General features: G+C 59.6%; 26 protein-coding genes, 1 tRNA gene and 1 pseudogene. 20 read left to right on the plus strand and 8 right to left on the minus strand.

Annotation, left to right across the window (positions count from 1 at the left end):
• Window positions 1–123 precede the first annotated feature (123 nt).
• A complete protein-coding gene (locus NGM07_RS01305) occupies window positions 124–342 on the plus strand; it encodes a hypothetical protein (protein ID WP_253515628.1) in 219 nt (72 codons plus the stop codon).
• Between the two features lie 48 nt (window positions 343–390).
• Window positions 391–1,104: a bacterio-opsin activator domain-containing protein gene (locus NGM07_RS01310; protein ID WP_253515630.1), complete on the plus strand. Its 714-nt coding sequence runs from the start codon at window positions 391–393 to the stop codon at window positions 1,102–1,104.
• Between the two features lie 10 nt (window positions 1,105–1,114).
• Here the strand turns inward: NGM07_RS01310 and NGM07_RS01315 are convergent, their stop codons facing one another.
• Window positions 1,115–1,600: an Lrp/AsnC family transcriptional regulator gene (locus NGM07_RS01315; RefSeq protein WP_253515632.1), complete on the minus strand. Its 486-nt coding sequence runs from the start codon at window positions 1,598–1,600 to the stop codon at window positions 1,115–1,117.
• Window positions 1,601–1,887: 287 nt separating this feature from the next.
• Here NGM07_RS01315 and NGM07_RS01320 point away from each other — a divergent pair, with 287 nt between their 5' ends.
• The 3 genes from NGM07_RS01320 (at window position 1,888) to NGM07_RS01330 (ending at window position 6,047) form a co-directional block, all read left to right on the plus strand.
• Window positions 1,888–2,871, plus strand: coding sequence for a DMT family transporter (locus NGM07_RS01320; protein WP_253515634.1), 984 nt, complete (start codon window positions 1,888–1,890; stop codon window positions 2,869–2,871).
• Window positions 2,872–3,003: 132 nt separating this feature from the next.
• Window positions 3,004–3,762 carry a DUF7504 family protein gene (locus NGM07_RS01325; protein ID WP_253515636.1) on the plus strand — a complete coding sequence of 253 codons (759 nt, stop codon included), beginning with the start codon at window positions 3,004–3,006 and terminating at the stop codon, window positions 3,760–3,762.
• A 110-nt stretch (window positions 3,763–3,872) separates the two neighbouring features.
• A complete protein-coding gene (locus tag NGM07_RS01330; RefSeq protein ID WP_253515638.1) occupies window positions 3,873–6,047 on the plus strand; it encodes a CHAT domain-containing protein in 2,175 nt (724 codons plus the stop codon).
• Window position 6,048: 1 nt separating this feature from the next.
• Here the strand turns inward: NGM07_RS01330 and NGM07_RS01335 are convergent, their stop codons facing one another.
• Entirely contained in the window at window positions 6,049–6,789 is a 741-nt protein-coding gene (locus NGM07_RS01335) for an SDR family oxidoreductase (protein WP_253515640.1), read from the minus strand.
• Between the two features lie 655 nt (window positions 6,790–7,444).
• On the opposite strand from NGM07_RS01335, the gene NGM07_RS01340 reads away from it, so the two are divergent.
• The 4 genes from NGM07_RS01340 to NGM07_RS01355 all read left to right on the plus strand — a co-directional run bounded on the left by NGM07_RS01340 (window position 7,445) and on the right by NGM07_RS01355 (window position 11,278).
• Window positions 7,445–8,632: a helix-turn-helix transcriptional regulator gene (locus NGM07_RS01340; protein WP_253515642.1), complete on the plus strand. Its 1,188-nt coding sequence runs from the start codon at window positions 7,445–7,447 to the stop codon at window positions 8,630–8,632.
• A 184-nt stretch (window positions 8,633–8,816) separates the two neighbouring features.
• A tRNA-Glu gene (locus NGM07_RS01345) sits at window positions 8,817–8,891 on the plus strand.
• Window positions 8,892–9,243: 352 nt separating this feature from the next.
• Entirely contained in the window at window positions 9,244–9,948 is a 705-nt protein-coding gene (locus NGM07_RS01350) for an SDR family oxidoreductase (RefSeq protein ID WP_253515644.1), read from the plus strand.
• Window positions 9,949–10,249: 301 nt separating this feature from the next.
• Complete coding sequence (locus NGM07_RS01355) at window positions 10,250–11,278, plus strand: DUF2332 domain-containing protein (protein ID WP_253515646.1); 1,029 nt, start codon at window positions 10,250–10,252, stop codon at window positions 11,276–11,278.
• 137 nt (window positions 11,279–11,415) lie between these two features.
• Here the strand turns inward: NGM07_RS01355 and NGM07_RS01360 are convergent, their stop codons facing one another.
• Entirely contained in the window at window positions 11,416–11,949 is a 534-nt protein-coding gene (locus tag NGM07_RS01360) for a GNAT family N-acetyltransferase (RefSeq protein ID WP_253515647.1), read from the minus strand.
• A gap of 311 nt (window positions 11,950–12,260) precedes the next feature.
• Between NGM07_RS01360 and NGM07_RS01365 the strand changes: the two genes are divergently transcribed.
• The gene (locus NGM07_RS01365; protein WP_253515648.1) at window positions 12,261–12,773 is read left to right on the plus strand and encodes a site-specific integrase; all 513 of its coding nucleotides are present in this window, start codon (window positions 12,261–12,263) and stop codon (window positions 12,771–12,773) included.
• Window positions 12,766–13,257 (plus strand): site-specific integrase, encoded by a 492-nt coding sequence (locus NGM07_RS01370; RefSeq protein ID WP_253515649.1) that lies wholly within the window; start codon window positions 12,766–12,768, stop codon window positions 13,255–13,257. Before NGM07_RS01365 ends, NGM07_RS01370 begins: the two co-directional genes overlap by 8 nt.
• On the opposite strand, the gene NGM07_RS25510 is transcribed toward NGM07_RS01370, so the two are convergent.
• On the minus strand, window positions 13,196–13,384 hold the full coding sequence (locus tag NGM07_RS25510) for a hypothetical protein (RefSeq protein WP_438267716.1): 189 nt from the start codon (window positions 13,382–13,384) through the stop codon (window positions 13,196–13,198). The two genes, NGM07_RS01370 and NGM07_RS25510, sit on opposite strands and share 62 nt — an antisense overlap.
• A 1,117-nt stretch (window positions 13,385–14,501) precedes the next feature.
• Here NGM07_RS25510 and NGM07_RS01375 point away from each other — a divergent pair.
• Window positions 14,502–14,930: a DUF7539 family protein gene (locus NGM07_RS01375; protein WP_253515651.1), complete on the plus strand. Its 429-nt coding sequence runs from the start codon at window positions 14,502–14,504 to the stop codon at window positions 14,928–14,930.
• A gap of 116 nt (window positions 14,931–15,046) precedes the next feature.
• On the opposite strand, the gene NGM07_RS01380 is transcribed toward NGM07_RS01375, so the two are convergent.
• Window positions 15,047–15,814 (minus strand): formate/nitrite transporter family protein, encoded by a 768-nt coding sequence (locus NGM07_RS01380; protein ID WP_368410260.1) that lies wholly within the window; start codon window positions 15,812–15,814, stop codon window positions 15,047–15,049.
• A 419-nt stretch (window positions 15,815–16,233) separates the two neighbouring features.
• A complete protein-coding gene (locus tag NGM07_RS01385) occupies window positions 16,234–16,380 on the minus strand; it encodes a rubrerythrin-like domain-containing protein (protein WP_253515655.1) in 147 nt (48 codons plus the stop codon).
• A 312-nt stretch (window positions 16,381–16,692) separates the two neighbouring features.
• Here NGM07_RS01385 and NGM07_RS01390 point away from each other — a divergent pair, with 312 nt between their 5' ends.
• The 8 genes and pseudogenes from NGM07_RS01390 (at window position 16,693) to NGM07_RS01425 (ending at window position 21,441) form a co-directional block, all read left to right on the plus strand.
• Entirely contained in the window at window positions 16,693–17,415 is a 723-nt protein-coding gene (locus NGM07_RS01390; RefSeq protein WP_253515657.1) for a DUF2270 domain-containing protein, read from the plus strand.
• A gap of 330 nt (window positions 17,416–17,745) precedes the next feature.
• Window positions 17,746–18,396 carry a helix-turn-helix domain-containing protein gene (locus tag NGM07_RS01395; RefSeq protein ID WP_253515659.1) on the plus strand — a complete coding sequence of 217 codons (651 nt, stop codon included), beginning with the start codon at window positions 17,746–17,748 and terminating at the stop codon, window positions 18,394–18,396.
• A 125-nt stretch (window positions 18,397–18,521) separates the two neighbouring features.
• Complete coding sequence (locus NGM07_RS01400; protein ID WP_253515660.1) at window positions 18,522–18,815, plus strand: HalOD1 output domain-containing protein; 294 nt, start codon at window positions 18,522–18,524, stop codon at window positions 18,813–18,815.
• Window positions 18,816–19,310: 495 nt separating this feature from the next.
• The gene (locus NGM07_RS01405) at window positions 19,311–19,967 is read left to right on the plus strand and encodes a helix-turn-helix domain-containing protein (protein ID WP_368410261.1); all 657 of its coding nucleotides are present in this window, start codon (window positions 19,311–19,313) and stop codon (window positions 19,965–19,967) included.
• Between the two features lie 148 nt (window positions 19,968–20,115).
• A complete protein-coding gene (locus tag NGM07_RS01410; protein ID WP_253515664.1) occupies window positions 20,116–20,370 on the plus strand; it encodes a hypothetical protein in 255 nt (84 codons plus the stop codon).
• Between the two features lie 231 nt (window positions 20,371–20,601).
• Window positions 20,602–20,844: pseudogene (locus NGM07_RS01415) on the plus strand (helix-turn-helix domain-containing protein); the annotation flags it as partial.
• Window positions 20,845–20,912: 68 nt separating this feature from the next.
• Window positions 20,913–21,272 (plus strand): DUF7344 domain-containing protein, encoded by a 360-nt coding sequence (locus NGM07_RS01420; protein WP_253515667.1) that lies wholly within the window; start codon window positions 20,913–20,915, stop codon window positions 21,270–21,272.
• A gap of 10 nt (window positions 21,273–21,282) precedes the next feature.
• Window positions 21,283–21,441 carry a hypothetical protein gene (locus NGM07_RS01425; RefSeq protein ID WP_253515669.1) on the plus strand — a complete coding sequence of 53 codons (159 nt, stop codon included), beginning with the start codon at window positions 21,283–21,285 and terminating at the stop codon, window positions 21,439–21,441.
• A 441-nt stretch (window positions 21,442–21,882) separates the two neighbouring features.
• Here the strand turns inward: NGM07_RS01425 and NGM07_RS01430 are convergent, their stop codons facing one another.
• Both NGM07_RS01430 and NGM07_RS01435 read right to left on the minus strand, forming a co-directional pair.
• Complete coding sequence (locus tag NGM07_RS01430; protein WP_253515670.1) at window positions 21,883–22,470, minus strand: VIT1/CCC1 transporter family protein; 588 nt, start codon at window positions 22,468–22,470, stop codon at window positions 21,883–21,885.
• Window positions 22,470–22,757 (minus strand): DUF211 domain-containing protein, encoded by a 288-nt coding sequence (locus NGM07_RS01435; RefSeq protein ID WP_253515672.1) that lies wholly within the window; start codon window positions 22,755–22,757, stop codon window positions 22,470–22,472. The genes NGM07_RS01430 and NGM07_RS01435 overlap by 1 nt, the downstream gene beginning before the upstream one ends.
• Between the last annotated feature and the right edge of the window lie 201 nt (window positions 22,758–22,958).

Consider the following 22,958-nt stretch of genomic DNA (forward strand, 5'->3'; position numbering starts at 1 on the left):
CACAAAGTACTCAAGGCGGCCGCCGAGCGAAAGCAGTATGGTCCCGGCCGACGCTCGTGCTTCGACTCCTCACTCGTCCCGAACGCCTCGAACCGCTCGACTCCGCCGACGGAGGACGTCACCGTGAACTTCGACCGCGGGATGCTCCACCAGTTGGGCGGGGTGACCGGCCTCGGATGGACGACGTCGATGCTGGGCTACGCGAGCGCGGTGCTCGGCGTCGGCGGCGGCTACCTCGCGCGGTTCTCGACCGACCCCCAGTCGTTCCTCTACGCCGGCGGCGTCCTCTTTCTGGCGACGCTGGGCCTCGACAGACTCGCCCGGTCGGCGTCGGACGACTGACCGCCGGACACTGAAAGTTTAACTGTGTCGCCCGCGGCATTCGACGTAGTGCCGACTGCATCAGGCGACTTCGAAACCGACTCGGTCGTCGAGGTCGAATTTCAGGTCGAAGACCGGCGCTACCCGCTGGTTTCGATTCCCGCTCGCGCGGGATGCCGGACGCAGGTCGAGCAGATAGTTCCCCAGAGCGACGACACCTACACGATATTCCACCGCTTCACCGGCGCCGACCCCGAGCGCGTCCGCTCGCTGGTGAACGAGTACGACGGCCTCCACGCCGAGTTGCTCGCGACCGACGACGACGGCGGGACCGCGAAAGTCCACGTCTCGAACCCGCGGGACCACTTCGTGGTGACGCTCACCGACGCGGGCGCCATCCCGCGCCACCTCTGGAGCGAGGACGGAACCGCACACATCACCGCGGAGGTTCCGGGGACGTACTCGGTCGGGGCCGTCGTCGCGCGGTTCCACGAAACTCACCCGTCGGCCACGGTCGCCGCGAAGCGACAGCGCGACCACGAGGTGCCGCTGTTCACCCGCCGCGAGTTCCAGGACGCCATCGAGGCCCTGCTCACGTGCCGCCAGCGCGAGGTGCTCGCGACGGCGTACACCGCGGGCTACTACGCCTCGCCGCGCGAGGCCACCGGCGAGCAGGTCGCGGCCGACCTCGACATCTCGCCCGCGACGTTCTCTCAGCACCTCCGCCGGGCGGAGTACAAGATCCTCTCGGTCCTGTTCGACGACCGACTCCTGGACCCGTAGCGGCGTCGGCTCACTCGTCGACCAGTTCTTCGACGAGCGTCTCTAAACTGTAACTCTCCAGCGGTCGGACCGCGTCCCGGAGCGTCGAGATGACGAACGTCGAGTTGGTGCGCTCGACCTCGTCGATGGCCTCGAACTCGCTGATGAGTCGCTCGACCGCGTCGCTATCGGGGAGTCGCGCGACGACGATGAAGTCGGTTTCGCCCATCGTGAAGTGCGCCTGGGTGACCCCCTCGATGTCCAGCAGTTTCTCGCCGAAGTCCTCGTAGGACCCGCTGTAGTCGACGAGGACCTCGACCAGCACCGTGACGCCCAGGCCCGCCTTCTCCAGGTCGACGTCGTAGAGGTCGTTCTCGATGATGCCCTCCTCGCGGAGGTTGTTGAGTCGGTAGTGGATGGTCGAAACCGGGATGCCGGTTTCCTCGCTCAGTTTCTCGGGGCTCCCGGTCGCGAGGTCCGAGATGGCCTTCAGGATGGTCACGTCGCGCTCGTCCATTTCCGCGTACGTTCGGCGGTCGCACTAATTAATCTCGGTGACTGGCGCGTCGCCAGGCGACGCTGGCCTCGCCGACCGACCCCGCGTCGACCGACGCGGGCGTGGAGGACCACTCGCGGCACCGGTTCCGACCGCCGCCGGACTCTCGTTCGGACTTCATCCGGACACGTCTCGTGACAAACAGACACAAACGGGAAATTGGGAAAATCCTGCAACCATTTCCACTCAACACCGAGTAGTTAGAGAAACCTTTAACACACCGTCGGCCACTCGTTTGAAACAGAATCATGATTCCGTCTCTAATCCGGAGTTATCTCTCACGGACTTCGGTACTGTTCGTTCTATTAGCAACGTTCTGGGGTGGGTCGTTCGTCGCCATCGAAGTCGGCCTCCACCACTTCCCACCGCTGTACTTCGCGGGGATACGCTACGCGGTCGCCGGCGCGGTGGTGCTCGGCTACGCCGCGGTCACGACCGACCGGTGGCGACCGGCCCACCGCGAAGACTGGCTCTCGGTGACCGTCGTCGGCGCGCTCATCATCGCGGCGTACCACGGCCTCCTCTACGTCGGCGAACTGCACGTCTCGGGCACCGTCGCCGCAGTCGTCGTCAGCCTCTCGCCGGTGTTGACCGCGGCGTTCGCGGCGGCGCTGCTCGACGAACGACTCACGCTCGTGAAGGTCGCCGGGTTCGGCCTCGGCGTCGCGGGCGTCGCGGTGGTGGCGGGCTTCTCGCCGTCCAACCTGCTCGCGACCGACGCCGTCGGCGTCGGCCTCGTCTTCCTCGGCGGCGCGTGCTTCGCGCTCGGCGCGGTCCTGATTCGGCCGCTCCGGACCGACTTCTCGCTGGCCGCGATGGAAGGGTGGGGGATGGTCGGCGGCGCCGCCGCGCTGCTGGTCGGGGGCGCGTTCCGCGGCGAGTCGCTGGCGGCCATCGACCCGACGCCGACCGCGCTGGCGTCGCTGGCTTACCTCACGCTGGTTTCGGGCGTCGTGGCGTTCCTCGTCTACTTCGCGCTGTTGGACCGCGTGGGCGCGACCCAGATCAACCTCGTCGGCTACGCCGAACCCGTGGTGGCGACCCTGGTCAGTTGGGCCCTGCTGGGGCAGTTCGTCGGCGCACGGACCGCCGCGGGCTTCCTCGTCATCTTCGCCGGGTTCGCGCTGGTCGAGGGCGACGCGCTCGCCGGCCTCGTCCGGTCGGCGCTCCCAATCGGCGACGCCGAGGACTCCGCGGCGTGGTCGGGCGACGCCGGGCCGGCCGACGACTGACGGCGAACCGTCTCTTCTCTTCGGCTCCGTCGAAACCTTCGGGCCTGACAGTAGCCGATTTTCGCTTCACCCGCGTTTCCGAGGCACGTAAATTTATAATCACGTTCACCCTCGTCGAAGACGAGAGCATCGATGGCGAGAGACCGATTTCACATCTGGGACTCCGAGTGCGATACGTCGTTCGACGACGACTTCTCGGACTTCCTCCACCTCCTCAACGAACTGAAAGCCATCGGCTGTAACATCCTGGTGGTCGGCGAGGCGCCCCGGTGCGTGTTCACGCGCGCGAGCGCCCACCTCCTCGGCGGGCCGGAGACGGTCCGCCACCACCTCCTGGCCGTGACCGACGTGGCCGCCCGGAGCGTCGCCGACCGACTCCCCGACCCCGAGTCGACGCCGCGACCGCTCGGCGAGACGACCCACGTCGTCAACTACGCCGCCTCGGTCCGGTCGGTCACGTCACCGACCGACCCCGCGACCCCGCCGGAGGTCGCGGGCGTCCCCGAGACGCGAATCGAGGAGTCGGACCTCGAACGCCTCGAAGCGACGCTCGTCGAGTCGATAGACGAGTTTACCGCCCGCGCGGTGAGTCCCCGCTCGGCGGAACTCCGGGTGGCCGTCGACTCGCTCGAACCGCTGGTGGCCCGACACGGCGAGGCGGCGGTCGGGCGTCTCCTCCGAGCGGTCGGCGCGTCGGTCTGCGAGGCGAACGCGATGGCCCACTACGTCCTCCCCGAACCGTACGACAGCGAAACCGTCCGAGCGCTGGCCGAGGAGGTCGACGCCGTCGCCGAACTCCGCGCGGTCGACCCCGCCGAGTACGGCCACGACGCCCAAGAGCGGTGGCACGTCCCGGGTCGAGACCTCACGATGGACTGGACGCCGCTCTGAAACCTGGACAGAGTTATGTTCCGGAAGAGACAACCCGACGGACGAACCGTGCGAGGAATCCGCGACCGACCCTCGTCGGCGACGACTCTGTCGACCGGCGGCGTGACACCATGAACCCCGCGTTCCGTCCGCTGCCGGACGACTCCGGCCTCGAAGTGGTCGACCCCATCGAGACTCGACGAGTCGCGATGGTCACCGACGACCCCGTGACGCCGACGCCGACGTCCGCCGAGGCGTTCCCGGCGCCGGTCGACGCCGCCTGTCGAATCAGCACCGACGGGTTCGCGATCTCCGGCGGCATCCGGGTCGACGTTCGCAGGCCCGACTTCGCACACCGGGACACCCTCATCTCGTGCGGAACTCGGACGTTCCCGGCGGCCGAGCACGTCGTCGAACTCCACCTGCCCGTCAAAGTGTACCTGCGGGTCGACGGTCGGCTGACGGTGGAGTCGAGGACGAGCTCGGTTCGGTTAGACTTCGGGGCGCCGACCGACGTGCGGGTCGGCGCCCGGTCGTACCACAGTTCGCCCGCCGGAACCGTCACGGTCCCCGACGACCCGGAGGCGGTCATGCGGGCGGTTTCGACGTTCTCCTCGGCACTGAAGACCACCTCGCCGGAGCGGTCGTGGGCGACGTTGCGGGGCCATCCGCCCAGGGTCGAGCGGGGGGACTCCCTCCGCGTTCCGGACGGCCTCGAACCGCCCGAAACCGGCGTCACGATTCGCGTGCCGCCGGACTACGGCTCGATTTACGCGGTGACGCCGCTGTCGTACTACCTCGGCGCGGCGGTCCGTCCGGGCGAAACGGCGGCCGTGACCGCCGACGCCGGCGTCGAGTTCCGTCTCGGCGACGACCCGACCGAGGTGGCCGACGCCGCGAGACGACTCCTCGAACGCGCGTTCGTCCTCGACTGCGTGACGCGAACCGAAGGACTGTACCCTGACAACTTCCACGAGCGCGAGGTGCTCGAACGGTACGTCGACCTCGACTTCGCGGCGCTGTACGACGCGTCGCTCGCCGAGCGACTCGCCGCGTACCTGTCGGTGCCCGACGAGGCGGTCGACGCCGTCAGGCCGACGTGGCACCGGGTCACCTACGTCCGGCCCGACCCGCAGGCGGTCGAACTCCTCCCCTACGCCGTCGACGCCCTCTCGCACGTCCTGGTGAAAGACACGAGCGAGACGACGTGGTCGGCCACGGAGAGCCAGGTTCGCACCGAGAACCTCCTCGGCGAATTCAAGCGCGACCCCGAATCGGTCGACGACGGAGACGCCGACTCGAACGGGGCGTCGATTCGGTTGAAGTCGGGCGCCGAATCGTCGGAGCGGGGGACCCGCGACGACGCCGCGTTCGTCCCGCTCCCCGACGAGGACGCGCTGGTCGGCGCGTGGATCGGCGACGAGACGCCGCTGAACGGCGCGAAACTGCTTCCGGCCGCGTTCGAGCGCGACGCGACGCCCTCGACCGACGGCGTCGTCGACATCGCGGTGGTCTGCAACGACACCGAGATGCGCGAAGAGTGGGCGGCCGTCACGGAGATATACCAGAGCCGCGACGACGTCCGGGTGAACGTGGACTGCGAGTTCGACGTCTCGCGCGACCGCCTGCGCGACGTCCTCGGTCGGGAAACCGACCTCCTCCACTTCGTCGGGCACATCGACGGTCGGGGGCTGAAGTGCGACGACGGCGTGCTCGACGCCGAGACGCTGGACGACGTCGGCGCGACGACCGTCCTGTTGAACGGCTGTCGCTCGCACGACCAGGGGGTCGCGCTCGTCGAGGCCGGCACGAACGCCGCCGTCGTGAGCCTCGCCGACCTCTGGAACGCCGGCGCGGTCGAGGTCGGTGAGACGTTCGCGCGCCTCCTCCGCTTCGGCTTCGACGTGGGGAGCGCGATGGCGGTCGTCCGCGAGTACACGTCGCTCGGCCGCGACTACGTGGTCGTCGGCGACCCCGGCGTCATGGTCGCCCAGTCCCGGTCCGGCGTCGTCACCGTCGTTCACCTGCTCGACGCTTCGGACTGCGGTGGCGAGTCGTGGGACGGCACGTCGTTGGAGGGCGAGGTGACCATCGAGTTGTGCGCCTACCCGACGAGCCAAATGGGACTCGGCGGGACCAGCCGCCCGAACGTGCCGGAGGCCACCGCCCAGCACCTCAGCGTCGGGCGGTGCGGTCGGACCACCACGACCGCGGCGTCGCTCCGCGAGGCGGTCGCCGACGACCCGACGCCGATGGTCGTCGACGGCGAGTTGGTGTGGAGCGACGAGTGGTTCGCCGACGGGTGACTCAGAAGCCGCTGAACTTGTCGCGCCGGTAGATGTCGAGTTCGCTCACGGTCGAGTTCGTCTGGCGGGCCGCGAACGCGACCGCATCGGCGACCTCCTCGGGTTCGGTGACTTCGCCCTCCTCGAACCGCTCGGCGAAGGACTCGCCGTCGGCCGACCCGAACTCGCTCCGGACCTCGCTGGGGTTGACGACGGTGACCGCCACGCCGTCGGACCCGACGTTGCCCTCGACGCTGTGGGCGAACCCCCGGAGCCACCACTTGGTGGCGGCGTAGACCGGGTTGAACGGTCGGGGGAACTTCCCGGCGAAGCTTCCGACGAAGACGAGGTTGCCCTCGGCTTCTCGGAGGTGCGGGAGGGCGGCCCGGGTCGCGTAGAAGACGCCGTCGACGTTCGTCTCCATCATCGTCCGGTACTGCTCGGTCGACAGTCCTTCGACCGACTCGCCGCGGGCGAGTCCCGCGTTGTTGACCAGCGCGTCCAGGCCGCCGAATTCCGAGACGACCGCGTCGACGGCCTCCTCGACCGAGTCTTCGTCGCGCACGTTCGTCGGGACGACCAGCGTCTCGGCGTCCCACTCGCTCTCGACCTTCGTCGCCACGTCGTTCAACACCTTCTCGCGCCGGGCCGCGAGCGCGACGGCCGCGCCGTCGCGCGCCAGCGCGTGTGCGGTGGCCTCGCCGATACCCGAACTCGCGCCCGTGACGAGCGCGACCTTCCCGTCGAGCGGAGTGTCTTCCATGTCCTCGTCCGCGACGGGAATCGGGATGGTTCTTTCGCCGGGTCGCGGGCGAAACCGAGTGCGGAGCGATGGCCGACGGCCATCGCTCTGCGGGCGCTCAGTGACGCCGATTGGTGGAAACGCTCGGCGAACCGTATCATCGGAAGCGCCTGGCGGACCGTACCACCGGAAACGCTCGACCGACCCGCCGACGATAACGCCCGGCGAACCGACCGACGGGAGCGCCTGTCGATACGTGGGCAGTCGCGCGAGCGTAGCGACCGGGAGTTTTCGAGACGTGTTGCTCCCCGTCGTCGAGGTTCCGGCGAGAGAGGGACTCCGAGGTGGCCGCAGTCGTATCTCTCCGACGAGCGTCGTACCGACACGCGACCGGTCCCACCGACGGAACCCCGAAACTTAGGACCTGGACCGTGAAGAGATACCGATGCACGTACAGCGACGCGGGACGGTGACCGGCGGAGACGGTTCACGTAAGTCGAATTCGGGGAGAGCGTCTGTCGGGTTCAGGGCCGGCCGCCTCGTTCCGGACGCGAACCCGCTCGGAACCGTTCGAGCGTGTCATTCGCCAGCACGGGTCGTGCCTACTGGGACCGTGACCCGGTGACAAAGCCACGTCAAAAGGACTTTTATACCGGACAATGGAGGAATAACGTACATGAGACGGCTGCTGGCAGTCGGTCTGGTGGTCGCCTTGCTCGTCGGTACGGTGCCCGTAACGTCTGTTTCCGGGACACCGACGGCGCGCGACGCGACCGCGGCGCCGAAGACACTGGGTGCCGCCGAGGACTTCGACAGCGTCGAGTTCCACGTCACGGTCTACGAGAACGGGACCGCCGAGTGGACGTTTATGTACCAGCGGACGCTGAACAACGAGTCCGAACGCCAGCAGTTCCATCGGTTCGCCAACGAGTTCAACAACAACTCGACGAAGCTCTACACGCAGTTCAAAGCGCAGGCTCAGCGACTGACGAGCGCCGGCCAGAACGTCACCGGACGCGCGATGAAGGCCGAGAGCTTCTCGAAGAACGCCGAGGTCGGCGGACTGGTCAACAACAACCGCGGCATCGTGCAGATGTCGTTCCAGTGGACCGGGTTCGCCAGCGCCGACGGCGACACCCTCGTCATCGGCGACGTGTTCGAGGGCGGCCTCTACATCGGCCCGAACCAGTCGATGGTCGTCCACTCCGGCCCGCAACTGCGGTTCCAGTCGGTTTCCCCGAACGTCTCGTCGATGGCCGGCGACGACCTGGCTTCGAGCGAGTCGGTCACGTGGCAGGGCGAGCGCGACTTCACCGACCGCCGGCCGCGCGTGAAGTTCGAACCCGTCAAGACGACCCCCACCGTGACGACCGAGACGGGGGACGCGAACGAGACGACGCCGGGCAACGCGTCCCAACCGCCGGCCAACGGCGGGTCGCCGCTGTTCCTGTTCGTCGCCGCCGTCGTCGTCCTTCTGGGACTGGCGGCGGCGTTCGCGTGGCGGCAGGGCGACTTCGGCTCGCTCGGCGGGACGAGCGACAACCCCGGAAGCGGCGGGGCGGGCGGCGCCGGCGCAGCCGCGGTCCAACAGCGAGACGACCCCGCACCGGAACCGTCGGTCAGCGACGAGGAACTGCTGACCGACGAGGCCCGGGTGAAGAAGCTACTAGACGAGAATGGCGGCCGGATGAAGCAGGTCAACATCGTCGACGAAACCGGCTGGTCGAAGTCGAAGGTGAGTATGCTCCTCTCGGAGATGGAGGAGGAAGGCGACATCAGCAAGCTCCGGGTCGGCCGCGAGAACATCATCAGCCTCGAAGGTCACGAACCCGACGCCGCCGGGTCGCCGCTTGAAGGCGAGTGACGGTTCCGTAAACTATCGGTTTTCTTTTACGTAACTCGCTCTATCGCGTTCTAGAACGGTGGAAAGGCCGTCTTTCCGTCGTGTGAACCGTTCATGTGATAGTTCGTGAACGTGATACCGGTCGGCACGGAGGCTTTGAAACGCAATCCTTAAACGGTGCCTGGCACTACGAATGAGTGCAGGCGCTCCGTTGGTGTAGTCCGGCCAATCATCTTGCCCTCTCACGGCAAGGACCAGGGTTCGAATCCCTGACGGAGCATTTTCACATTCTCAAGCCTTCTACCGGCGATTTTCTCACCTCAAAATCCACTATCTTTGCCCTCCTGAGCAACGGGACTCGTTCCTATTCATTGGGTTCTCCAAGCCACGAAATCGGATTCAATCACTATAGGGATTAGCAGAAGTTCCTATACATTCGATCGACATACTTCCCTGTGACTGATCGGTGGGTCGTCCTGAATACAGGGCGTGTATCGGGCATGGACACTATCCTAGCCTGTACCGCCAGAATCGACACGAACAAATGATGAAACGCGACCAAACGAGAACACCCAGTTCATGTACGTTGCAGTGTCTTCATGAACGCGGCCACGTTAGAAGGCTCACAGTTTATGACTGAACAGAAAGTCGCAGTCGTTACCGCTGCGGGAAGCGGTATCGGGGAAGCCTGTGCGCGGCGATTACACGAAGATGGATACACGCCGGTTCTGTTATCACGGTCAGGGAGCGCTGTTGAGGTTGCGAAGGAACTCGGCGGAGACGGGTTCGAAGGGTCAGTGACGAATCCCGATGACTTGGCGGCGCTCGTCGAGACGACATACGATCGCTACGGGCGTATCGACGCGGTGGTGAACAACACGGGCCACCCGGCGTCCGGCGGCCTGCTCGAAATTTCGGACGAGGAGTGGCACGAGGGAATAGACCTCGTGCTTTTGAATACGGTTCGGATGGCGCGACTCATCACGCCTCTCATGGACGAACAGGGTGGCGGGGCGTTCGTGAACATCTCCACGTTCTCGGCGTTTGAGCCGTCGGCTGAGTTCCCGGTGTCGTCAGTGCTTCGGGCCGGACTTGGGAGTTTCACCAAACTCTACGCCGACCAGTACGCCGCCAGCGGCATCCGGATGAATACAGTGCAGCCGGGATTCGTCGATAGTTACGAGGTAGACGAGGAGACACGATCGCAAATCCCAATGGGACGACCGGCACAAACCGAGGAGATCGCGGACGCAGTTGCGTACCTGCTCTCCCCCAAGTCAAGTTACATCACTGGACAGAACATCCGTGTCGATGGCGGTCTTACAGAGTCCATCTAGCCAGTAGAGGCACTTTTTATGTCCTATTTGTCGGTGAGATTCCCCCTGCTGTACTCACCCTCTGTATCTGGCACGACGATTTGACCAGTTCGGCCATCCGTGATATTGGTGAGTACGAAGACTTTCACTGATCTCTATATTTGACCGTCCCCCGGACTAGGAAATCTTGTTCAGGTCTCAAACTGACGTAACAGATTTCGTCCACTTTGCCGCTTCTGGAGATTCCTGCCACCTTTTTCGATTCAATAGCAAATGAACATCGGAACCATAATCGTGCCCCCGAGAGGACTATCTCTAGTTGATGGCTGGTTACAAAAATACGTTCGACAAGTTCGCCGATGTCGAAGCTCGCGGTTCCTCTCCTCTCTACGAATCGCTCTCACACGGTATTGCTGACGACGAAGAACTCCTCACCCTTGCTGAGGAAGTTCCCGATGACCAGCCTGCACCGAATCTACTCTTCGCCGCAGTACAGTACCTCCTCTTTGAACGCCCTGATGAGGTTCTTGCAGACTACTTCTCAAGCATTACTGCATCCCCGAAATCCGCGAGAGAAGGAGCGTATGGAGCGTTTCGGAGATTCTGTCTCTCCAATCGAGATGACATCATTTCCCTCCTACAGTCGCGGCGTGTCCAAACGAACGTGATTAGACGGAGTTCCATTTTACTCCCCATATTTGAGTACCTCTCCCGCCGATGCAATCGGATTCCTCTCGGGGTCGTCGAAATCGGCCCGAGTGCAGGTCTGAATCTCCTGTTGGACAAGTATGGCTATCAGTACGGACAATACGGGCAGTACGGCGACTCGAAGTCCCCTGTACAACTCTCGTCTGAAATTCGTGGTGATGAGGAACCACCACTACCGGAAGAACTACCGCCAGTAGGAAAGCGACTCGGAATCGACCTCACCATACTTGACGTTCGGAATGAAGACGATGTTCGCTGGCTTCGCGCTCTCATCTGGCCCGAACACGAAGAGCGACGGAGTCTCATCGAAGGTGCCGTTTCTGTGGCGCGTGAGTCACCGCCAGAACTCATCGAAGGAAATGCGCTGACTGACCTAGAGAACGTTTGTAGCGAAGTTCCCGAGAAGGAACAGCTGTTCATCTTCAACACGCACGTTCTCTATCAATTTACAGTCGAACAGCAAGAGGAGTTCGCGGAGTTAGTTGACGGAATCGGACAGTCTCGTGACCTGTTCTGGGCGAACTGTGAGTGGCATGGAGACGAACCAGAGGTGCGACTCGTGGAGTACAAAGATGGAGTCAAATCAACCGATACGGTCGCGCTGTACGACTCACACGGACAGTGGATAGAGTGGTGTCAGTAGTAGTCGACTATAATATGAGGATTTCCAGCTAGATTGTTAAGGTTTCAAACTGACTAACAGATTTCGTCTACTTTGCCGGTTTGTTTGTCGCCCACCGGTGAGAGACTGGTCGGCGGGGCGATTTAAAGATGAAACCTCTACGCGCCCGTCCGCCACTCGTCTTCCAAGACGCTCATCTGAACCAGCGTCCAGTACTCGTCTTCGTACCGTCGTGCCTCCCGGAGTGTACCCTCACGGGTGAAACCGACCTTCTCATAACACGTAATTGCAGACTCGTTGAAGTCGAAGACACGTAGTTCGATACGGTGGAGACCAAGTTCCTCGAAGCCGATTTCGAGCAGACGGTGGAGCATCGACGTTCCGTGACCGCGCCCGCGTTCAACCGGGCTCACGATGACCCGAGAGACGCTCGCTGAGAGATTTCGTCGGTCAATCGTGTTCAGTTCGACGTACCCGACCATCTGTTCCGTCGAATCGACGGCTTTGAACGCCAGTCGACTTGGTTCAGGGTCGTTCGTAGCTTCGAGATGTTCTCGGAGTTGCGACTCGTCGAGCGGATACGAAAATATCGGGCCCGCCCACTGGAGGAGAAACGACGGAGAGTCCACCCAATCGATTAGCTTGTCGAAGTAGTCTTCAGTGAAGGGACGAAGAGTGATGTCGGCAGTCACGTCCCGAAGGAGAAAGCGTCGGAGAATAGCTCTTCTGAAGTTCCTTCCAAGAACAGTTCGCTCACCTTTTGTTTGAAGCGCGACGGAATGCCGATTTCACCGACTCTCCCGTTTCTCAACCTTCTTCAGTGTGGGAGCTGCGAAATCGCTGCGGGTGCTAGAGCCTCTACTGCCGGATTTGCCTTTACACGGCCCATTGAGAAACATAAAATACCCGAAAATATCAGTAGGGTGCTGAGGTTTAAGTCAGCCCGTTCAACAACCAAACTTGCCGGTCGGCAACACAAGAACGCGCCGACCGTCGAGAATACATGAAGGACCACGACAAACCAGTCATCATCACAGAACCGGCTGCAAAACTCTTGAACTCCCGCGAACAGAGCCTCTACCATACCCACCGTGAAGACATGGCCGAATGGCTCCGCAGTCGCGGAAAATACCCGGATAACTACGAGGGGTACAGCTCTCGCACGGTCAAACAGACCCTCTACCGCCTCGACCACTTCTACCGTTGGGTGTGGCAAAACCTGACCAACGGATACACCACTCACATCACTCACGATCACGCGGATGCTTTCGTGGATTTCCTCAAACGGGACGATGATCGCGGTAACGCGGACAAAAAGAAGCACGTCATGGTCCTCAAACGCCTGTTCAAATGGCGGAACCATGAACACGACTTCGATCTGTGGGACACGGACGCCACCTTCAGAACTCCCACGTCGAACCCGCAAGACAAACTTGACGAAGAAGAACGGCGTAAAAGTTGGTGGGTGAATCAAAACGGAGAACCAGCATACAGTTTGGAGGTCGGCAATGAGTGAGTTGGACGATTTGACGCTCATGACCGAACCGGCAAAGGAACAACTGAATCAGCGCCAACTTGTCGACTACGAGTCCCAGCGGACCGACTGTTTACAGTGGCTGTTGCACTTCGGAAAGAACCCAGACAAGGTAGAGGGATACGCGTTCGAGACAGTCCGAGCACGGGCAAGCCGCATGGATATGTTCTATCGCTGGGTGTGGGACCAAGAGGAGCGGTACGTCGCGGATGTAACGCACGACCAAGCTAACGAGTACATGAAGTATTTGGCGTATCGCGACACGAGTAACGTCGACAAGGCCAATCACCAGAAGGCAGTAAAGATGCTGTTCAAGTGGCGGGAACACGAACACGGGTTGGACCCGTGGTCCCCGTCAATCACCTTTTCGACTGACAACGGAGCGAGCCAGCCGCGTGACTTCTTTACCCTTCCAGAACGCCGGAAGCTCCGCGAAGCAGCATTGGAATACGGCAGTATTGGGTGAGATTTGAATAGACCGACCTGTACTCCTCGTTTGGGACTTCCGCCACAGGTACACCCTCTTCCTCTGCGACAATCTGTTTAGCCAGCTCCCGAGCAGTGACGGTTTCATTGAAGTCCACTTGGGACATACACCTGATGACCTGCTGCCGCCGTTTAGAGCTAAGTAGGTGAAACTCCTCGGCGAGATTGCCGTTGTGAACACTTTCCTCGTCCACATTCGGTGAGACGGACACAGTCACCCCTTCTCACCTCCAAGTATGATGCCACAGCGTTCAATACAGGTGCGTGCGTTTTCTTTCATGGGTTGATCAGGTATTGCTGAGAAACCCAGGGCAGGTGCTGGCATACCTGTCCATCCTTCGAATGGTAGTTCTGGGCTTCTACAGGTCAAGCGACTCAGCCTTCGGATATAAAACTAAAGACCAGAACAGTGAATAGAGACGTTGTTCTCTGAGGTTCAAAATTGAACCATAGTCTCAGGTCTGAGAAAGCGGTGTCAGTGGAGTGTGAATTAGACCGTTAGAGCTGTGCAGACTGGTGTCCGAGTGAGAACGACAGGATGGCGATTGTGCCGATGCATACGGTGAGGAGGGTGCTGCGGGTGGTGAGTGAGTCGGTAAGTCCCATGTATCCGATGGCGATCATGGTGGCGCTGAGGATGAGTAGACCGAATTGACGGACCCCGAGAGCTTTATTCATGGTCGATTCTTTCCCCAGGTTTTCATCTTTCGGTGGAGGAACCGGGACAGGGATGGTGCCTTCCATTTCTGGACAGTATTTGACCGGATATGGGCGTCTTTAGTCGTTGGAGTCGGTGTGTCGCTGTCATCCATAGATATGGTATTGTCTGGCAATGTCAATAAGAGTGTGTGCAGGACTGCCTGGAATCGGTGAACTTGCTTCCACTATGATCATAACGGTGGGTAATCTAAGTTGCCGTCCCAATTGATTGCACCCCACCGATAGGTGCATTCACCTTCGCTGATGGCTACCTGGAAGAGGTAGTCGGTAGAGCATCTTCCGTCTGATTATCCATATTGTTCAGGTAGCTGAAATCCGTAACACATCTTCGGGATACAAACTCATTCTTGAGGACTCAGACCCCCGAAAACAACCGATATAGGCACTCATCTGCCCCCGCATATAAGGGACTGAGTGAGTATACTGATGGTTTCTGGTCAGGGAGTTTCCACCATCCGTCGGTGTTGTCCGAACGTTGATTGACCTGGCCGCCTTCCTCGAAGCATGGCCGAACTTCCTGACGAACGCCACCTCGTCGTACGGGCGCGTTCCCAGTTGGACGACTGGACGAGAAGTGCCCGGACAGAGGCGTACACTGAACTGTTTGAGGGTGCCGATTCGATCCTCTCCCCCGAGGAGGTGCGACTCCTCGATGCACTTGACTCCGAACTAGAGCGACAGGGCGGCGATGGGGTCTGGGGGACGGACCAGTACGGCATCCACACTGCCGGGGCTACGAGTGCAGACACTTCACTCGGAGTCGTCTGCGTGTATCACCCACAGATTACCACCGACTCCGTGCTTCGAGGGGCCGACGATTTAGACGACGAGACCGAGGAGCGACTCAACGCGGCACTCTGGCAATACAGCGAGCGTGTCGCAACCCTCGTCGAAGCAAAACTCGATGAGTTCGTCCGCCAGACGCAGGACTAACCGCTCATTCACGTGCACTGAACGGATGTTTCACAAGGAATTATCTGAACGCTACCTCTTTACAAGGCCAGCGGGTTCTGAGTCCACCAGACGGTGTTTCTTTGGCAACGTCTCCACTAATCCCCACCACGGACGACGTGGCCGTACTTCAACAGCGAAACGAACACGACTCCACCGACTGCATTTCCCATCGTCGCCAGTGTGATGAACGTTACGTAGTCCAATACTGACACCATGGGCGAGAGAAAGACGCCGAACAGTACCTCAACGTTACCCGCGATCGAGTGCGGGAGGTGGAGGATACCGATTGCAGCCGTGACGATCCAGATGATAAGCAGACGGCTTGTCGTCTCCTGCGCAGCGGTAACCAGCCACGCGAGTAGTCCCATCAACCAGCCCGCAAGCACGCCAGCGACGAACAGCCACGTGAGATCGTGGTCAACTAGTGAGAGGGCGATAGTTTCGAACGCTTCCGGTGAAGCAACGCCCAAATCGGGCAGCAGCGTGACCACGAGCGCGGCGAACGTCGCACCGCCGACGATGTTACTGGCGTAGACCAGGCCCCAAAGACGGGCTAGTTCCCCGAGTGACGCCTGTCTATCGAGAACAGGCATCACAGCTATGGTCGTATGTTCAGTGAACAGCTCTAATCGCCCCAAGATGACGAACATGAACCCGACGGAGTAGGTACTTGCGAGCAGCAACTCTGTCCCCAGATCGCCGTAACCACCCGGTGAGAGGGTGAGCATCACTGCCATCAATAACGGTCCGAACCCAATATCGAGACCGGCTGAGAATCCAGAAAGTAACAATCCGTTCGTCTCGCGGTTGATTTCGTGGAGCCCGCCTTCGATCAACGAATTGAGGACATCCGTTGCTCTCATCGGGTCAACCGTGTTCGCACTCTCCGATCCTGATTCGTTCACGTTACCTCCCCTATGTATCCGTCGCTCCAAAGGCATGTTGACAGAGGCCAACCAGACACGGCCAAGACTCACGCGCGACGATGCGGTATTGCCAGCACAGTGGAGAGGAATTCCTGCCGCGCAAGGAATGGTGACGTACCGCATCCCCAAAGAGCCCCGGTTTCACATCCGCCGTTCATACCCGACTAACTGCGAGTACAGGAAAAAGACACCGCTGACGGACCGAACCATTCATTTCGCATTATATGTATGTTCTATTATGTTTAGGGTGGCCCTCATTGGCGGAGTCAGATATACCGTTATCAGATGGGACGAGGACGTACTCGACGGATTTTGAATCGTCTGTAAATTCGGCCTACGGGAGCAGGATACGATTGTCAGTCATCGTGTGGAACGCTGGTGTTTCTTAGTGCCCCACCACACTTGGGACACGCACTCGTATTTTCGGGATTCTCGACACCCTGTCCACATTCTCGGCACGCGTATACGGTCGCGTCAGCGCTATCCGGGGCTGGTTCAACCATTTACAATCATTAAGGACGGGGAGGGATAAGGTACGTGGCCGCTGCCATCACTACGGCCACCGCAGAAACCTAGCTACGCTCCGACCGTAACATCGTGTCGAACGTGACCTACGCCTAACGATCGCAGGAGGCAAAGCCACCGGAGAGAATAGGTCCGGGTTGGGTCACAGCAGACGGTGACAAGGTTCGCCACTGGTTAGGCCGACTGTGCAGCGAGGACCGTCGACAAACGATCTACGAACGAGACTATCGATACGGAGTAAGTCAGTAAGCGTATACGGGGTTATATGAACGAGGGGCGTAGACACCGGCATGACCGACTCGGACAGCGATGAGTTCGATTCGACAGCACGTGAACAGCGCGAAATCGGGCGCGAGATGGTCGACCAGAGTACGGGTCTCGGCTCGGTGATGGCCCACGCCTACCGGGGCGAGATGGACGAGGCAACCACGTGGCGGCAACGTCTCGATCAGGCGACCACGTGGGCGGTGACGGTCATCGCAGCAATTCTCACGTGGGCGTTCTCGAATGCGGACAACCCGCATTACATTCTGCTTATCGGGATCGTGATTGTCACTATCTTCCTGGGCATCGAAGCCCGACGGTACCGGAATTACGACGTCTATCGATCGCGCGTTCGATTGCTCCAGCAGAACCTGTTCGCAAACGCCCTCGATCCATCACAGGGCGTCGAACATCCCAACTGGCGAGCGGAACTCAGCAAGGACTACCGGACGCCGACGCTGAAAGTCACCTTCGGCGAGGCACTGGCAAACCGACTTCGACGCATCTACCTCGCCTTGCTCGGGGTGCTCCTCGCCGCCTGGACCTTCCGGATTACGGCATTCACGCCTCGGCAAGACTGGCTTGCGACTGCTGGAATCGCTGCCGTTCCCGGTCCCGTTGTGGTCGGCGCTGTCGCGACGTTCACCGTGGCCGCATTCGGAATCGCGTTCTGGCCCCGGGAACGACATGCAAAGGGAGAGTTTCGTGAAGGTGACCCGGAGACGTGGAAGGATTCCGAGAGCGAATAGTTTCGTTCGCGTGAGATGCCTAGAAATGACGGCGCGCATCGATGAGCTCGTTGAGTTGGTCGCCCCATATGTGATTGACTTCGGCGGTGGTGACACCATCTGTCCACACATCGGTCGTTCAGCTCGATAACTCACGTAATACGAGTTCGTGCATTTTTCGCTTCCTCTCTGAGTCTGTGACAATTATCTTGCGGAAGACGTGTACGGTTTCGTTCTCGGTTACCATATCGTTCAGAACGATTCCCTGTCACCGGCAAGGTCCACTCTCCAGTTGGGGAGACGAGGTTCGGCAGCGACTGACTCAAAGGGCTGGACGACTAGTCGGTGTCTATGGCCATCGAAGCCTCCTTCACTATCGATGAGGCCGATTTCCCGCTAAGCGCCGTTTTTGCCCAATTGACTGACGCCACCATCGACCTCGACCGAATCGTCCCCACGAGTAAGGCCGTCATCCCCTACTTCTGGATTTACGCCGATGACACCGCCAACCTCACCACCGACTTGAGCGACGATATCGGGATTGATCAGGTGTCGGTAATCGACGAAGTAGAGGGACAAATGTTCGTTCGTGTCGATTGGAACCTCGACCACGAGAGCGTTCTCACAGCAATCGTCAACACCGATGTCACGCTCCTCTCCGGGATGGGAAATCAGGAACAGTGGACATTCGAAGTGCGCGCGAACGAACAACAGGAACTCTCCGAGTTCCAAACGTACTGCCAAGACCACGACATTCCGATCGAACTCACCCAGCTTCACGCGATTTCGTCACTCAAATCGGATCGGGAGTACGACCTAACGGAGGGCCAACGTAAAGCGTTAGTCCTGGCGTATTCCAAAGGCTACTTCGACGCGCCGCGCACCGCCTCTCAAGATGATCTTGCAGACGAACTGGGAATCACCCGGCAGGCGGTCTCCTCACGGTTACAGCGCGGCCTTCGACGACTCGTGGCAAGTACACTCATTACCCCACAGGAGTGACCACTTAAACGCTGCATAAAGGAATGTTGCGCACGCAATAGCCACCCTCAACCAGTTGTGAGCCCTGTACTAGGGTAATGAGATCACCTCAAGATACACGCGGATGTCTCGAAATCGTAGACTCAATGTCGACCGTTGAATTCGATGTGGATCGAGAACTGTTCCAGGCTGAGTACGACAGACATCAAGATCCAGTAAGTCTAGCAGTGGTTGCACTGGTAGCGACCGTCCTCGACAAAGAACCGGACCATCTGGCTCCACTGTATTCCTCAATTGATGTAGATGAATTTGAGGGACTATCCCAAGAGACAACCAACACTCGGCGGGGACAGGGACACATTTCATTCAACTATGAGGGGTTCGAGGTGACCGTGTTCGGTGACGGAAAGATGGAGGCTGACCCACTGGAGACCACGTAGGTGGCATCGATGGAGAGAATGAGGAAGACTGAGCGGGAAACAACGAGTGACGGAGACTTCGAGATGGCTCTCCAAGAACAACAACAACGAGTGTTAGCTGGGTTGGACAAGGAGAAGACGCTGGACGCGACACCAATCGTCCGGCGATGAGAGCCTGAGTTGCGAGGAGTAGCTCACTCTTGTCTACGAACTCCACCATGTCCATCTTCCCGAGCTACAATCAAATGGGCTTGGTTGAGTTTGACCGACAAGAGGACGAGGTGACACGAGGCGCCAAATTCAAGAAAAAACGCCTATCCCTCAAATCTGGGGTCAAAAGATGAAAAGGAATCCGATCTGGATGTCGGGACGCAAGAGGTCTACTCACTCGATCTATCAGTACAGATCGTATAGTTATCATCCCAGGTGATAGTCACGTATCCATCTCTGGGATTTCACTCTTGGCTTGTCTGTACGGACGCCAGCCCTTTACTGACGGAGCGAGACAGACCGACAATGGCTGCCGAAGCGACGTTTACGGTCCCGTCCGACCAGTTCCCCCTCGGTACCGTGTTCGAACAATTACCGGGCGTGACAGTTGAACTCGAACGAATCATCCCGGCCCAAGACGTTGTGATTCCTTATTTCTGGGTGCACGGGACCGAAGTCGACGACATCGAGGGTGCGTTTCTGGACCATCCGGGCGTGGCGACCATCCAGTTTGTCGATTCCGTCGAAGACGAGTACCTGTTGCGCGTTGAGTGGACACTGGAGTATGACGGCGTACTGAGCACGCTCATGGAAACGCAGGTGCCTCTCATTGAGGCCGTCGGCACGAACGAACAGTGGACGTTCGATATTCGGGGCGACGACCGACGCGACATCGCGGCGTTTCAAGACCGCTGTCGGGAGTTAGATATCCCGATTACGCTCACCAAATTGCACGCGCTCACACCCATCGAGTCGGAGGCCCAAGCTGAACTCACCGACACCCAACAGGAGGCACTGGTACTCGCCTACGAGCGGGGCTACTTCAATACCCCACGCGACGTGACGATGGCCGACCTCGGCGACGAACTCGGCATCTCACAGCAGGCGGTCGCATCCCGACTTCGACGCGGAATCAGTTCGATTCTCGGCAATACATTGGCCGAACTCCGCCCAACAGAGTGAACACTCCTTAAAAACGGGTTGTCTACCCAAAAGCAGCGGTGAACCATGTAGGCAGATTCTAGAAGCGTATGGGTGGGACACCTGAACTCGACACGGCTCTTGACGTCTGTGAACACAAGCTCGAAACTGAACTTGAGGGTGCTTGCTCATGACGACTAACGAGGAACGTGAGGTGGTTAAGCAGGTAGAGCAGGTGATTATTACGACGGAGGCAAAACACGGTGACGACAGCTATTACCACCTCCTGAACGAGGGGGAGACTGGGAGTATCTGTGGGGCGGTCAAAACGGAGAGTCTGTTCAGCGGAAACGACCATGCGAACGAGATTCTCTCACGAGCCGAGGCCGAACAGCGCAGTCTCCAATCGTGTGAGCACTGCATGACCTACACTGGCGAGCGATAAGGAGTACGGAACGATGGCCCAAAGACACGCAGTTCAGTGTATCGAGTGTAAGCACGTGTACGCGGCGAAAGTCTCCGAGGAGGCAATTCTTCTCCCAACGGATACTGGGGCGTGCCCCTGTGGAACAGCTCAGTTCTGGGATTTAACCACGGAGACGCATATTGAGTCCAGAGAGTCGGCCACTGTCGCTGAACGGGGAAAGAGCAGACAGACCCAGTAAGGTCGTTCAATTCGCTCACCAAATTGCACGCGTCCATACCCATCGAGTCAGAGTCCGAGATTGCACTCACCGACGCCCAACAGGAGGCACTGGTACTCGCCTACGAGCAGGGCTACTTCTACACCCCACACGTGACGATGGCCGACCTCGGCGACGAACTCGGCATCTCACAGCAAGCGGTCGCATCCCGGCTCCGACCCGGGATTAGTTTGATTCTCGGTAGTACGCTGGCCGAACTTCAGCCACTAGAGTGAGAGCCGCTTATAAACGGCTTGTACACCCAAAAGTAGGGGTGAACCGCTTAGGCAATTTACAGAAGCATATGGTTGGGACACCCGAGCTGGACACGGTTCTTGACGTCTGTGAACACGAGCATCGTCGCATCGTCCTCGCGGCACTCGCAAATCAGCACCAGTCGCTCTCGATAGATGACCTTACAAACGCAATCGTCAAACACAATCACCACACGCCACCGGCAGAGGCCAGTGACGAGACAGTCACACAGATTCAGACCGGCCTGCATCAGGTCCATCTTCCGAAGTTAGCCGAGGCCGGACTTATCCAATACGACTCCGAGCGACAGTTGGTGGAGCCAACAGCCCAGCTTGGTCAAGCAGAGTCCCACCTGTCGGCGATTCTCGCTGTCGATTCCGAGCTTCCAACACCACTTGAAGGACGCTAACCAGCACACGATGTCGACCAACGACCCCACACGCGTCGATGGCACGCACGTAATCGAACAGAAACGAGCGGTCGAAGCACTCACCAAGGCACTCGAAACCGAAGATCTGGGCGAAAAGGACTACCAGATTCGAGAAGCACTCCAGCTACTCGCATTGAAGAAAGAGTAGAGTAGTATCGGTGATAGATCCGCATCATGTACCCTGCGATTCAGAGCGTATATTGCAAAAGGGTTGTTCCTTCTGTAGTCTCGAATTAGTTCAGTAGCATCGAGAACCAACCATCGATTGCAATGATCGAATCGAGTAAAAAATCACGGGAGGAACAAGGAGCAATTCAACATCTCGAAGAGGGATTGAAAGCAGAGGAACTGGACGAGGTTCACTATCATATTTGTCAGACGCTCCAGCTCCTTGGTGTAGAATAAACACCACGTACTGAGCGATGTAGAGGAACTATCTAACGGACTCAACGGTCGGACTCAGATTTCACCATTGGTGGAGTTCCAGTCCCATCTTTTCGTCATTTCTTCTGGTCTGAGACAGACGTCATACCTAGCGGCGTGCCAAAATGGCCCCCAGACAGGCCGTTGATTACTCCGCTCACAACTGCTACCCGGGAAGAAAGATGCTAATGACCGCAACGACGATACCAGCAAGTCCCATTCGGATTCCAGCAATGTACCACCGTTGGCGCGAAATTGACGCCATATACGCACCGAAGGCGAACAGCACGCCGACCGCGACGGCGACCGACAGGATGGTGGCCTGAAACAGCGAAAGTAGCCCACCCTCAAAGAGAAACGGCACGAGTGGTAACACGAGCCCGAACAGAGGCCCAAGCCCGCTCATAAGTGCGTTCACGACCTGTGTACTGGTTTTCTCACGCTCAACCTGGGTCCCACTCAAGTCGGTGAGCATTGTATCCTCAATCTCGTGCAGTTCGGCCTGCATCTCGGCGCGTTCGATCTCCCAGACACTCCACACGCCGGAAGTCGTGAGGCCAACAGCACCCCCGAGACCGATCTTGATGACGGTGAGCCCGTCCGGTACCCCAGACAGGTACGCACCGACGGTGATTCCGACACCGGTGAGAGCACCGTCGAACCCGTTCGAGACGAAGTACCGCCGTGCAATCGGCCCAATTTTGTCAACCCCGATTCGCTCGAGAATCGATTCCGAGTCAGATTTCGCTCCCATCAGTCCTGTGGGGTTGGTGCATCCTCAACGATGTATTCGCCACACGCAACCTGGTCGACTGAGTGAATCGTTCCGCCTGCATCCTGTATAATCGCCTCTACGGCATCGTAGTCGATCGATTCGCCTTCGAGAGTGAGCTTCACGTTCTGAACCTCTTTATCCAGTTCGATGAGCGTCGCGTTGATTCCGGCGACGCTTTCAGCTTCCGCCACCTGTTGAGTGAAGGTCAGCGTGGTTGGTTCGTGGGGTTTCAACACGTCGACAACCAAACGTCGTATCTGGGCCATAGGTCTGTCTACTCTTGGTTGCTCCAAAGTAGTGATGGTAGGACTCACAGAGGGGAGCGCCGACGATACCTGACCGATAGATTCGCACCACGAATTGAGTGCTGGTAATCCTCTCAACCGACCAAACTTCTCAGGAATTGAGGCGGTCAATGCAGAGCGTCAATTGAGCGATAGACCGATTTTCGTTGCGCTGGTAGTGAG

Source organism: Halorussus vallis, assembly GCF_024138165.1.
Taxonomy (GTDB): domain Archaea; phylum Halobacteriota; class Halobacteria; order Halobacteriales; family Haladaptataceae; genus Halorussus; species Halorussus vallis.